At 61.3% G+C, this 12680-nt stretch carries 12 protein-coding genes and 1 riboswitch; all 12 genes read left to right on the top strand.

Annotated features, from left to right (window positions below; all coding sequences use genetic code 11):
• The first annotated feature begins 24 nt into the window (after positions 1-24).
• A riboswitch (cobalamin riboswitch) is annotated at positions 25-198 on the top strand.
• 45 nt (positions 199-243) lie between these two features.
• Genes D0Y96_RS09360 through D0Y96_RS09305 form a run of 12 tightly spaced genes read left to right on the top strand, consistent with a single transcriptional unit; the run spans position 244 to position 12666 of the window.
• Entirely contained in the window at positions 244-2718 is a 2475-nt protein-coding gene (locus D0Y96_RS09360; RefSeq protein ID WP_158562326.1) for a TonB-dependent receptor, read from the top strand.
• A 41-nt stretch (positions 2719-2759) separates the two neighbouring features.
• Positions 2760-3770, top strand: a complete 1011-nt coding sequence (locus D0Y96_RS09355; RefSeq protein WP_158562325.1) for a FecCD family ABC transporter permease — start codon at positions 2760-2762, stop codon at positions 3768-3770.
• Entirely contained in the window at positions 3767-4525 is a 759-nt protein-coding gene (locus tag D0Y96_RS09350) for an ABC transporter ATP-binding protein (RefSeq protein WP_117299100.1), read from the top strand. The genes D0Y96_RS09355 and D0Y96_RS09350 overlap by 4 nt, the downstream gene beginning before the upstream one ends.
• Entirely contained in the window at positions 4522-5604 is a 1083-nt protein-coding gene (gene cobT / locus D0Y96_RS09345) for a nicotinate-nucleotide--dimethylbenzimidazole phosphoribosyltransferase (RefSeq protein ID WP_117299099.1), read from the top strand. Before D0Y96_RS09350 ends, cobT begins: the two co-directional genes overlap by 4 nt.
• Positions 5601-6341 (top strand): adenosylcobinamide-GDP ribazoletransferase, encoded by a 741-nt coding sequence (gene cobS, locus D0Y96_RS09340; protein WP_117299098.1) that lies wholly within the window; start codon positions 5601-5603, stop codon positions 6339-6341. The genes cobT and cobS overlap by 4 nt, the downstream gene beginning before the upstream one ends.
• Positions 6338-6925, top strand: coding sequence for a histidine phosphatase family protein (locus D0Y96_RS09335; protein WP_117299097.1), 588 nt, complete (start codon positions 6338-6340; stop codon positions 6923-6925). Before cobS ends, D0Y96_RS09335 begins: the two co-directional genes overlap by 4 nt.
• Entirely contained in the window at positions 6922-7779 is an 858-nt protein-coding gene (locus tag D0Y96_RS09330; RefSeq protein ID WP_117299096.1) for a hypothetical protein, read from the top strand. Before D0Y96_RS09335 ends, D0Y96_RS09330 begins: the two co-directional genes overlap by 4 nt.
• A complete protein-coding gene (locus tag D0Y96_RS09325; protein ID WP_117299095.1) occupies positions 7776-8351 on the top strand; it encodes a cob(I)yrinic acid a,c-diamide adenosyltransferase in 576 nt (191 codons plus the stop codon). The genes D0Y96_RS09330 and D0Y96_RS09325 overlap by 4 nt, the downstream gene beginning before the upstream one ends.
• The gene (bluB, locus tag D0Y96_RS09320) at positions 8351-9034 is read left to right on the top strand and encodes a 5,6-dimethylbenzimidazole synthase (protein ID WP_117299094.1); all 684 of its coding nucleotides are present in this window, start codon (positions 8351-8353) and stop codon (positions 9032-9034) included. The genes D0Y96_RS09325 and bluB overlap by 1 nt, the downstream gene beginning before the upstream one ends.
• Positions 9031-10611 (top strand): cobyric acid synthase, encoded by a 1581-nt coding sequence (locus D0Y96_RS09315; RefSeq protein WP_117299093.1) that lies wholly within the window; start codon positions 9031-9033, stop codon positions 10609-10611. The genes bluB and D0Y96_RS09315 overlap by 4 nt, the downstream gene beginning before the upstream one ends.
• Positions 10608-11573 (top strand): adenosylcobinamide-phosphate synthase CbiB, encoded by a 966-nt coding sequence (gene cbiB / locus D0Y96_RS09310; protein ID WP_117299092.1) that lies wholly within the window; start codon positions 10608-10610, stop codon positions 11571-11573. The genes D0Y96_RS09315 and cbiB overlap by 4 nt, the downstream gene beginning before the upstream one ends.
• Positions 11566-12666, top strand: a complete 1101-nt coding sequence (locus tag D0Y96_RS09305; protein ID WP_117299091.1) for a pyridoxal phosphate-dependent aminotransferase — start codon at positions 11566-11568, stop codon at positions 12664-12666. The genes cbiB and D0Y96_RS09305 overlap by 8 nt, the downstream gene beginning before the upstream one ends.
• Positions 12667-12680 lie beyond the last annotated feature (14 nt).

Genomic DNA, 12680 nt, shown 5'->3' with positions numbered 1-12680 from the left:
GATGGAAACGCTCCATCTTGTGTCTGTAACCCAAACCAGCAGGATGCCGGGAAGACGGTGCAAATCCGCCACTACCCCGTAACTGTAAGCGCCGAGAACGGAACGCGGAAGAGATTCCAGCCACTGGGTTTTCCTGGGAAGGCTGTTCCGGGTCGATGAAGCGCAAGTCAGGAGACCGGTCCCGCTGCACTTTCCGAGGGGAAAACTATGTACGAAATCCGTTGCAGGATTCGATGCCTGTATTTGTTCGCGCTTTGCACACTCTTCACCACCGCTCTTTCGGCACAGACCGCTACTCTCCGGGGAACGGTAACCGATCCTTCAGGAGCCGTTATTCCACGCGCCACGGTTGAGCTTCTGGAGCAGAACACTGTCGTTGCCTCCGCCACCACCGATGCGCAGGGCGAGTACCGTCTCACCGCGCCGTCGCTGCAGAATGCCGTTCTCCGCGTCTCTGCGCAGGGCTTTGCGGCCATCTCCCGCAATGTGCCGGAAGAAACACGCGGCCACGAAACCGCCGTCGATGTTCATCTGGATCTTCAGTCGCTCGCGCAGCAGATCACGGTCACGGCGACGGGCACGCCGACTCCCGAAGGCCAGCTTGGATCGGCGGTCACCGTTCTTGGCCAGCAGGATTATCAGGGCACCCGCGATATTCAGGAAGGACTGCGGCTGGTTCCCGGCCTGCAGGTGAGCCAGACCGGACAGGCCGGAGGCACGACCGCGCTCTCCATTCGCGGAGGCGGCAGCGACGCCAATAAAGTGCTGATCGACGGCATTCCTGTGAATGACATTGGCGGCGGCGTGCAGTTTGCCGATATCGCCAGCGCGGGGATCGCCTCAGTCGAGATACTGCGCGGCCCGAACAGCGTTCTCTACGGGCCGGACGCGCTGGCTGGCGTAGTGAGCATGAGCACCAGCCGCGGAAACACTCCGTTGCCGCTGTTTACTTATCTTGGCGAAGGTGGAAACTTCGGAACGTATCATCAGGAAGGCTCGCTCGGGGGCGCCTTCCATCATTACGATTACTTCTCCGACTACTCCCGCTTCGACAGCACGAACACTCTGCCCAACGACACGTATCACAACGGCACCTTTGCGGGAAACTTCGGATGGGCTCCGACGAGAACGACCAGCCTGCGCGCGACGATGCGCCACGACCGCGTGGCCTCGGGGCAGCCCAATGCCATCGAGCTGTATGGAATCCCCGACGACACGAAACAGAGCAATGAAGACGCTTATTTCGGCGTGACCTTCGAGAACCAGACGAGCGAGGCGTGGCATAACCTGGTGCGCTATGGAGGCATCCGGCTGCGCTCGCTCTTTACGGATTTTGCGCCGACAGGCATTCCGCAGTATGTCGACTACACGGCTCCATCGGGGCCGGTCTATAACTGCGATCCAGCATCTGATTCGAACTGCTCGCTGGCGGGCTACCTGGGCGCGCCGGTCACGATTCATGGAGCGAACGGATACACCGTCAGCGGCCAGGCGCTCTTTCAATATGTCGAGGCGTATCCCAACTACTACGCGACATCCACCGACAAGGACTTTGTCTACGCGCAGTCGGATTATCGCTTCAATCCGCACACGATCGGGCTGTTTGCCTTTCAGTATGAGAATGAGCGCGGCTACTCCGTCTCTCCCGATCCGTCGGATTCGGTGCAGCGCGGCAACTACAATTACACACTGCAGCTGCAGGGAGATATCAAAGGCCGGCTCTTCTACACGCTTGGAGGCGGCCTGCAGAACAACGGCCTCTTCGGATTTGCGGGCACGCCGCGCGCCTCACTGGCTTATGCCTTCGGTCCGGCACGGGATGGGCACCTCTTCAGCGGAACGAAGCTGAGAGCCAGCTTTGGCGAGGGTATCAAGGAGCCAAGCATCAGCGACCAGACCTCATCGCTCTTTGCGCTGCTCTCCGGGATCGAGAATGGCGACCAGCTCATCTCGCAGTATCATGTCTCGCACATCGGTCCGGAGCGGTCGCGCACCTACGATATCGGCATCGACCAGCAGTTCCTTGCGGGCCGCGCAGAGGCGAGCCTGACGCTCTTTCACAACGAATTCACGGACGGCATCGAGTACATTCCGCAGCAGGGGCTGCTCGATCTTGGAGTGCCCGAGCCCGTCGTCGCCGCCGCGAGCTTCGGCGCCACGGTCAACTCGGAGGCCTACCGGGCGCAGGGCGCGGAGCTGGAGCTGGAGTATCAGGCCGGCAGATCATGGTTTCTGCGCGGCGGATATACGTATCTCGATACGCGCGTGCAGCAGTCGTTTACGAGCGATGCCATCGGGCCCGGCTCCAATCCTGATTTTCCCAGTGTCCCCATCGGAATCGACGGACCGATTGTCGGAGCGCGGGCATTCCGGCAGGCGCCGCACACCGGCTACTTCGGGATTGCATACAGGCACTCGCGCTTCACCGGCAATCTTCGCGGCACGCTGGTGAGCCGCCGCGACGACAGCGACTTTCTGTCGTCGGATGCGAACGGTCTGGAGACGATGCTGCTGCCCAACCGCAACCTGGACGGGGCCTACCAGCGTCTGGATGCCTTCTTCAGCTACCAGGCGGTGCGCAGCGTCGCCTTCTACGGCGGCGTGCAGAACCTGCTGAGCGAGCATTACAGCGAGGTCTTCGGCTATCCGTCGCTTCCGTTCACCTTTCGTTCCGGTCTAAAGTTCTCGTTTGGGGGCGAGCGTTGGTCACTCCGTTAGCAGAGCCGAAAACCGGAACCGCGGCACCAGGCAGGGCAGGCGTGCGCCCTGCCCTGCTTCTTCTGCTGGGCATCGCTCTGGTGCTTGCGGTGCTTGGCTCGGCGCTGGCAGGCTCGGTTCATATCTCGCTTGCGGAAATTCTCGGAGCGGTCTTCAGAGGCCGTCCGCTTTCGACGGTGGATCGCGAGATCCTCGTCTCCATTCGGCTGCCTCGCATCTTCGCCGCGGTCATTGCCGGCAGCGCGCTTTCGGTCTCCGGTCTACTGTTTCAGGGACTCTTCCGCAATCCGCTCGCCGACCCTTATGTGATTGGCTCTTCCGGCGGCGCAGTACTCGGGGCCTCGGTCGGCATCTTTCTCTTTCCGGCCGTCTCGGTGGGGGGATTCAGCACCATCACGCTGCTGGCGCTGGCCGGCTCGATGACATCGATCACGGTGGTCTACGCGATTGCCCGCGTCAACGGACGCACGCCGGTGGTCTCTCTTCTGCTCGCAGGATTCGCCGTCAGCACCATGCTGAGCTACTCGTCTTATTTTCTGGAGGCGCTCGATCAGGACTTCGGCGTGGGAAGCCGCGTGCTCGCCTCGTGGCTGCGCGGCGCCATCAGCACCCCAACATGGACGCAGCTTGTAATCGCGGTGATTCTGCTGGCTACTGGTCTTGCCGGATCGCTGCCGCTGGCGCGCAGGCTGAATACGCTGGCACTGGGAGAGGAATATGCCAGCCAGCTCGGCCTTCACATCGAAACGGTGCGCATCCTCATCATTCTCATTGGCTCCATTCTGACCGCGGTTGCCGTTTCACTTGGAGGCCTCATCAGCTTTGTGGGCCTGATCGTTCCGCACGTCGCGCGTCTCGTGCTCGGCCCCGATCACCTTCGTCTGCTGCCGGTGACGGCGCTGGGCGGGGCGATCTTTCTGCTGATCGCCGACACGCTCGCCCGCACCATTCTGTCACCCGCGGAGATGCCCGTCGGCGTGCTGACGGCCTTTGTCGGCGGACCGTTCTTTCTCTATCTGCTGCGGAAGACGCGTCAGGAGCTGCAGGCATGACCACGCTGCTCGAATTCGCGGACGTAAGCTTTGGCTACACGGCGGAGCCGATTCTCGAAGCCGTGAATGCCACTGTTTCTGCCGGTGAATGCATCGCGCTCATCGGTCCGAACGGAGCAGGCAAGACGACGCTGCTGCGCCTTGCCGCAGGCATGCTGACGCCCGCATCCGGCGAGGTGCGGTTCCAGGGAGCACCGCTGCGCAGACGAAGCCGGCAGCATATTGCGCGGTCCATCGCCCTGGTTCCGCAAAATCTCGACGTGCCTTTTGCCTTCACCGTGGAACAGATCGTCGAGCAGGGCAGAACACCTTTTATCCGCGCCCTCGGCGGCCTGCAGCGGACCGATCGCGAGGCCATTGAAAATGCGCTGGAGCTGACCGATACGGGGTACCTGCGCGCACGCATCTTCAATCAGCTGAGCGGAGGCGAGCGGCAGCGGGTGAAGATTGCGCTCGGACTGGCGCAGCAGCCCCGGCTGCTGCTGCTGGATGAGCCGGCACAGCAGCTCGATATTGCGCGACAGATGGAGATGATGCAGCTGATCCGCTCTCTTCGCTCTCAGGGCATTACGCTGCTTGCATCGATGCATGATCTTTTTCTGATCGACGATACGTTTTCCTCGGTCTGCTCCATCAGCCCCGGAGAGCCGCTGCAGCAGGGCCCGGTGGACGAGATGCTTTGTCCGGAATCGCTGGAGCGGATCTTTCACTGTCCTCCCGGCAGCCTGCCGCGAAAGGAAATCTGCCTCGCATGAATGCTTCTCTGCCGCATTTCGCCGCTGATGTCATTGCACAGATCAACGCTCCTGAAGAGAAATACCGGGAGGCGGCGCAGCGGCGTCTCGACAGCCTGACCAAACCCCTTGGCAGCCTCGGCGTACTGGAAGCGCTGGCGGCGCAGATGTATGCCATCACGGGCGGCAATCTTTCGCTTCCGCTGCGCAGGGCGGCGTATGTCTTTGCTGCCGATCACGGTGTAACGGAAGAAGCGGTGAGCGCTTATCCGAGAGAAGTGACCGCGCAGATGGTGCATAACTTTCTGCAGGGCGGAGCAGCGATCAATGTTCTCTCGAAGGCGCACCGTGTGGAATTGACCGTGGTGGATGTCGGCGTCGACGCGGTCTTCGCTTCCGCGCCCGGACTGGTCGAGGCAAAGGTGCGGCGCGGCAGCCGCAACCTGCTGCGCGAACCGGCGATGAATCACGAAGAGCTCTGCGCTGCACTTGAGGCGGGAGTGAAGCTGGCGCAGAGTGCGCAGGCGAAACAACAGCAGATGATTGCGGTCGGCGAGATGGGCATCGGCAATACCACCGCCGCCAGCGCCATCACTGCCCTGCTTACCGGCCTTCCTGTCGCCGAAGTGACCGGCCGCGGCGCGGGGCTCGACGACGCGGGCAGGAATGCCAAGATTGATGTGATCGGCCGCGCCATCGAGCGGCACTTTCCATCTTCAGGGATGAAGGCCGATCCGCTCGAAGTGCTTCGCTGCGTCGGCGGCCTTGAGATTGCCGCGATGACCGGCTTTATCCTGGGCGCTGCGCGCGCACGTATTGCGATCATGCTGGACGGGTTCATCTCGACCTCGGCCGCAGCCGTCGCGTATGCGATGGCGCCTCAGATGAAGGACTATCTTTTTGCCGGACACTGCTCACAGGAGCCGGGGCATCAGCATCTGCTTCGCCAGCTTGGGTTGCGGCCCATTCTCAGCCTCGATATGCGCCTGGGAGAAGGCACAGGCGCAGTGCTGGCTATGCCGGTGCTGGAGTCGTCGCTGCGTCTGTTCTCGGAGATGGCCACTTTTTCTTCCGCAGGGGTGAGCACAGCAGCCCGATGAAGCGCCTGTTTGCAGAGATGATCGCGGCCTTTCAGTTCCTCACGTGCGTGCCCATGCCTGGGCTTGCGGGTGGCGCCACGGACCTGTCTCGCGCGGCGACATTCTTTCCTGTCGTGGGCCTGATTCTGGGCCTGGCGGCGGGGCTCCTCGATTTGTGGCTGATGCATCATCTTCCGGCAACGGCCGCAGCGCTGCTCGTCGTGCTGTTCACGGTGCTGATCACCGGCGGCCTGCATGAAGACGGTCTCGCCGACGCGGCCGATGCTTTCGGAGGCGGATGGAGCCGCGAGCGTGTTCTGGAGATTCTGCAGGACAGCCGCATCGGCAGCTTTGGCGCAATCGCCATCGCATTTTCCCTGCTGGCGCGAACACTGCTGATCGCTTCACTGCCGCCGCATCGCGTCATTGCATATTTCATATGCGCCCATGTGCTCTGCCGCTGGACGGCTCTGCCGCTCGGCTGCTTTCTTCCCTCTGCGCGCAACAGCGGGCAGGGGATGCGCCTGGCGCGGCAAATCTCTCCTGTATCGCTTATCGCAGGAAGCGTGCTGGCCCTTGGCATCTCCGCGTATCTTCTCCGCGCCTCGCTGTGGCTTCCCTGGACCGCGGTGCTTCTGATCACGCTTCTCAGCGCGATGTATTATAGGCGGCGCATTGGAGGCATCACCGGCGACTGCTTCGGCGCCACGATTCAGCTTGCCGAGATCGCAGTCTACCTGTGCGGGGTGTGGCAATGAGCCGGATCGTCTTCATCCGCCACACGGCAACCGATATGGCCGGACGCTTTTGCGGCCATTCCGACCCTGATCTGAATGCAACAGGCGAAGAACAATTGCGGCATCTGCTGGATGAGATTGCGCCACTCGGCATCGAGCGCATCTTCTCGAGCGACCTGCTCCGCGCGCGCAGAGTAGCCGAGGCAATCGCCTCGCACTACGAGGCCGAGCTGTATTTTCGCAGCACGCTGCGCGAAATTTCATTCGGAGAGTGGGAGAGCATGGAGTGGAGCGAGATTCAGTCGCGATTTCCAGAGCAGGCGCAGCGCTGGCTCATTGGGTTTCCTCTTGAGGCTGCTCCGGGAGGAGAAAGCTATGAGAGCTTTACGACGCGGGTTGCTCTGGAACTACAGACGATTGTTTGCGAGCAGGATAAATCTGTGACGGCGATCGTTACACATCGGGGCGTGATGCAGTTTGCGCTGGCTCGCTTCTTCTCCATACCGGCGGCAGAGACATGGCAACGCACTGCGCGTTATGGAGCGGTCGTGAGCGTCGAGTTTGATGAAGCGCTCTGCGCGCTGACACAGGAAATCACGCGATGACCCCTCTCTTCGAAACCATTCGCGAACTGGCGGCCTGGGGCTTCGACAGCGAAGCGGACCGCGGAGACACCACGCCGGCAGCGCTGGAAGAGATCGGACGCCGCGCGCAGGCGGTGATTGCCGCACGAACGTGCTGGCATACCGAGTCCCCCATCCTCGCGGAAGAGACCAGCCATCTCGCCGATGCACTTTCTTTGCGCGGGGAGTCCATCGCTGCAAGCGGAGAGTTTCGCGGCCTCGACTGGGAGCTGGCTGTCGTCGATCTGCGCCGGCTGCTCGCCTTTCAGCGAAGGATCGAAGTCTGCGGCAACGGCACGCTGCCGTGGAACAGCGATGCGAGCTGGGAACGGCGTCTCGATCTCGCGCTGCCGCACGCTGCCGCGCCATCGCCGCAGTTTTCCGTGCGGCGGAGCTCTCCGCATGCGATGCAGATCGAGACCTTGTCACCCAATGCGACGGTGCGGCTGCATTGCGCAGATGAGGCCGGACAGCAGATGCCTCATTTCGTCTTCGGCGCGGGGAGCCCTTACATGGAAGCGGCTGCTTATCGCGGGCGCTGGTTTCTGCGGGATGGGTATCATCGCTCCGTTGCGCTGCTGCGCAGCGGCATCTCGCAGGTTCCGGTAGTGATGGTGCATGCGCGATTGCTCGCAGAGCTGGGCGCAGGCAAAAGCTGGTTCTTTCCGGAGGAGACGCTCTTCTCCGAACAGCCGCCGCGTCTGGCCGATTTCATTGAAGAGAGTCTGACCTGCTGTTACACACGGCGTGTACAACAAAGAGGCTGGCGAATTTCGCTTGAAGAGTACAGGGAGCCGGTAACTATGACTCCCGGCTCGAAAGGAGCAAGAGCATGAGCATTGCAACCAAACGTGGCGACGGCGGCGAGACTGCGCTCGCGGGCGGCATCCGCGTCTCGAAGGCTGATCTGAGAGTTGAATCTTACGGTACGGTGGATGAGCTGAATTCGACGCTGGGATTTGCGCGCAGCATCTGCCGCAACGAGCAGGTGAGCACCTGGACGCATGACATTCAAAAGGTTCTCTTCCGCGTTGGATCGGCGCTGGCCACACCCGCCGAGAGCCGCAAGCCGGCTCCCGTGCTCACGGAAGAGGACGTGAACTGGCTGACGGATCTGGTTCATTCGATCGAAACCAAAGAAGGCATTCTGTCCGACTGGTCTCTTCCCGGAGCGAATACGGAAGCGGCTGCTTACGAGGTGGCCCGTACCGTATGCCGCCGGGCAGAGCGCAACATCGTTCGCCTGGTGGAGAGCGGGCAGACCATCCACGCGCAGGTGCTCCCTTACATCAATCGCCTGTCCGATGTGCTGTGGCTCTTTGCGCGGCTGCTGGAGCTGGAGGCAGGAGTCGATTCGCGCCTGCGCGATGAGGGTCACACCGGTCCCCGCTGGTCGAGAGCGTGGTAATGCAGTCTGGCGGCGCCTTTTCACTATCGGAGACAGAGGCGGTGTACCGCGCCATTCGCGAGCGCCGCGATGTCCGCTCCGGCTTTCTGCCCGATGCGGTGGAAGAGGCCGTGCTGCTGCGTCTGCTGCGCGCGGCTCACTGCGCACCGTCTGTCGGGCTTATGCAGCCGGCTCGATTTATCGTCGTGCGCAGCCACGAGACACGGTCTGCGGTGCATCAGCTTTTTCTCGAAGCCAACCGCGCCGCCGCCGCGGCCTACCATGATGAGCAGCAGGAGCTTTACCGGAGCCTTCGCCTCGAAGGCCTGCTGCAGGCGCCGCTGCACCTGTGTGTTGTCTGCGATGAAACCAGCACACAGGGTCATGGGCTGGGACGGCACACCATGCCGCAAACCTCGATCTATTCGACCGTATGCGCGATCCAGAACCTGTGGCTCGCCGCACGCGCGGAAGGCATCGGTGTGGGCTGGGTCAGCATTCTCGATCCGGCTGCGCTGAAGAACCTGCTGCACGTTCCGCCGGAGATGGAGCTGATCGCCTGGCTTTGCCTGGGTTATGTGGAGCAGTTTGCTCCGCTGCCCGATCTGGAGCGTGATGGATGGGAGCAGCGCAGACCACTTGCATCGCTGCTTCGCTCTGAATTTTTCGACCGGCCTTATCCGGTCACTGAAGAGGAGCTGTGACAGCAAACGCCATCATGGTGCTGGGCACGGGCTCGCACGTCGGCAAGTCGCTCGTCACCGCCGCGCTCTGCCGCATCTTCGCGCGCGCCGGATATCGCGTCGCTCCTTTCAAGGCGCAGAATATGTCGCTGAATTCCGCTGCGACGCCGGAGGGTCTGGAGATTGGACGGGCGCAGGCGCTGCAGGCCGAAGCGGCTGGCGTTCCGCCCTCTGTACACATGAATCCGATTCTGCTGAAGCCAACAGGGCATGCCTCTTCGCAGGTGATTGTGCACGGCAAGGTGTGGAAGACTCTTGATGCAAAAAGCTATCACGAGGATCGCGTGCTCTCACTGCTGCCTTTTGTCGAAGAGAGCTACCGCACGCTCGCCGCGAAGAACGACATCCTTGTGCTCGAAGGCGCAGGCTCACCAGCGGAGATTAATCTGAAGCGGAACGACATCGTGAATATGCGCATGGCCGCTCTTGCAAATGCGCCATGCCTGCTTACCGGCGACATCGATCGCGGCGGCGTCTTTGCTTCTTTGCTGGGCACGATGGAGCTGCTCGATGAGGAGGAACGCAGCCGCATTCGTGGTTTCATCATCAATAAATTTCGCGGCGACCTGAGCCTGCTCATGCCGGGAGTGCGCATGATGGAAGATAAACTGAATCGACCCTGTCTCGGAGTCATTCCTTATCTCTCCGGGCTCTTACTGGATGAGGAAGATGGCGTTGCACTGGAAGATCGTGTTCGGCAGGACTGGAATGCGGATGCCAGCCCGGAGCGCGCGCTGCGCATCGCCGTGATTGCTCTTCCCTCACTTTCCAACTTCACGGATTTCGACGCACTACGCCATGAATCCTCTGTTTCGCTGCGATATATCAGCGCTCCGCATGAGCTGGCCCTGGCCGATGTTGTCATTCTCCCCGGCAGCAAGCAGACCATTCACGATCTGCGCTGGCTGAAAGACACCGGCTTTGCGAAAGAGCTGCATCGCATTGCAGACACCGGCGGCACGATTGTGGGCATCTGCGGCGGCTTTCAGATGCTCGGCGAGGAGATTCGCGATCCATATCATATGGAGGGTGATGCCTGCGAGATCGGACTGCATCTGCTGCCGGTAAGAACCACCATGACCCAGGAAAAGATTACGGTTCCTGCGCGTGGAACGTTGCTGCATCATTCTCTCTTTGCCGGTGACGAGGAACCGGAAGAGATCCGAGGATACGAGATTCACCTCGGAGAGACGGAATATCTGAACAGTGCGCGTCCATTCGCATTACTTTCCCGCGCCACAGATACGACAGGAACGGTGCGTGACGGCTGTGCTTCGGCAAATGGACGCATCTTCGGCACCTATCTTCACGGCCTCTTTGATGAGGATGGCTTTCGTCACTGGTTTGTCCGAGCTGCGCGCGCGGCGGCCGGTCTCACGGAGCCCGCGCATCTGGCATCCTGGAAGGCTCACCGCGAGACGCAGCTCAACCGGCTGACCGACGAGTTTGGCCGCGCGCTGGATCTTGAGGCCATCTTCCGCATGGTGAAGCTCACGTTGCCTTCGGCGATCTCTCGCACAGCTGTGGAAGCACGATGAAGCGCAGCCTGCTCGTTTTCTCTGCATGCCTGCTCGATGGAATCACAGGAGACCCGGAAGAGATGCCGCATCCGGTTCGGGCTATTGGAGCCAGCATTCGGGTTGCAGAGAGGTCGATGCGACGCCACGGCTCCGGCAAAGTCTTTGATCTTGTGGCCGGAGGCATCGCCGCCCTGGTCATTACGGCGGCCTCCCTGCTTTGCGGGCGAGCGGCGCTTCGCATTGCTTACCGCTTTCCGGACATCTGCGGTCCGCTCTTCGAGGCCTGGCTGGCTTCGGCGTGTCTGGCAGCTCGCAATCTTCTGGAAGAGGCGGCGGCGGTTCTTTATGCACTTGAGGCAGGCGATCTGCCTCTGGCCCGGCAGCGCGTCAGCCGCATTGTGGGCCGCGATACCGCTTCGCTCACAGAGACGGAGATCAGCCGCGCAGTCATTGAGACGCTTGCGGAGAGCCTGTCTGACGGCGTGATTGCGCCTTTGTTCTATTTGTCTCTGGGAGGAGTGCCGCTGGCTTTGGCCTACAAGGCCGTCAACACGCTCGATTCGATGATCGGTCATCGCGACGAACAGTATCTCTATTTTGGCCGCGCGGCAGCACGCCTTGATGACGCAGCCAACTGGATTCCCGCGCGTATCTCTGCTTCGCTGCTCTGCCTTGCTGCATCTGTTTGCGCGCGGAGTGATAGTGGGCGCAGCGCGCTGCGCCTGTGGCTGCGCGATGGGGATAGACACAGCAGTCCAAACGCGGGCCAGGTGGAGAGCGCTATGGCAGGCGCTCTCGGTGTCCGGCTGGGAGGAACGAATTACTACGACGGAGAGGAGCATGCGTCGCCCTGCCTCGGAGCGGAGTTTCCGCCGCCGCAAAAGCGGGATGCTGCCCGGGCGATGAAACTCACCGCAGCGGCCTGTCTGCTGGGTTTTGCCGGGGCGCTTCTGTTGACCGCGAGGCGCACACGTGTCTGAGACGACATCTGCGATATTCCCCGAGCATGGCGGCCAGCTGCGTGCTCTTGCTGTTCGCTTCGGCATTTCTCCCGATACGCTGCTCGACTTCAGCGCCAGCATTCATCCGGTTCCGCCGCCGCAGCGTGTTCTTGCAGCGCTCAGTCGCTGGGTCGCCGATCCACATAATCTGATCGTCTATCCCGATTCCGCATATCGCGACCTGATCTCCGCCATCGCCACCTATGTGGGAGCGGACGCAACCTGCATTGCCGTGGGCAATGGGATGATGCCGCTGCTGCACGCGACGCTGGCGGCGTTCGAGGCGAAGTCATGCCTGGTGCTGGCTCCCTGTTTTACCGAGTACCATCGAGCTCTCGCCCTCAGCAAAACCAGATCCCATAGCCTTCTGCTCTCCGAGGAAAAGGATTTCACGCTCGAGCCGGAGAGCATTCTCTCCGCTATACGGAACAGTGGCTGTGACACTTTGCTCTTCGCCAATCCGCACAGCCCGTCCGGAGTCGTCTGGGAGCGGGACTCTGTTCTTCAGCTTGCAGAATCAGCCGCCGTAATGGGCGTGACCACGATCGTGGATGAAGCCTTTATCGATTACCTGCCGGAGGAGAGCCTTGCGCTGCACGCCGCGGCATCGCCGCATCTTGTCGTTCTTCGCTCGATAACCAAATTTTTTGCCATGCCCGGAATGCGCGTGGCCTATGCTCTTGCGCATCCTGCACTGCGCGATCGAATCCATGCCTGCATGCCGCTGTGGCCGATCGATTCGCTCGCCGCCGAAGGAGCGAGACTCATGCTGTCCGATTCTGAATACATCGACGAGGCACGCCGCAGCAACGCGACGGAACGTACATGGCTGTCGGATGCGCTTTGCGCGCATGGACTGCACGTGTACCCCGGACGTGCAAATTATCTGCTCATGAGAACCACACCCGGCACTGGCGCCGCATTCTGGAAACGGCTGATTACCGAACACGGCATTGTTCTGCGTGCCTGCGCTAATTTCGAAGGACTGAATGAGGATTATTTTCGCATCGCCGTAAGATGCCGCGCAGAGAATGAGCGGTTTATTGAGGCGTGTGCACAGGTGCCTGGCTGATGACAATAATTGAG

The sequence above is a fragment of the Paracidobacterium acidisoli genome (genome assembly GCF_003428625.2).
Lineage (GTDB): Bacteria > Acidobacteriota > Terriglobia > Terriglobales > Acidobacteriaceae > Paracidobacterium > Paracidobacterium acidisoli.
Note: the sequence above shows the minus strand (reverse complement) of the source record. Positions and strands in the feature narration are given on the sequence as shown.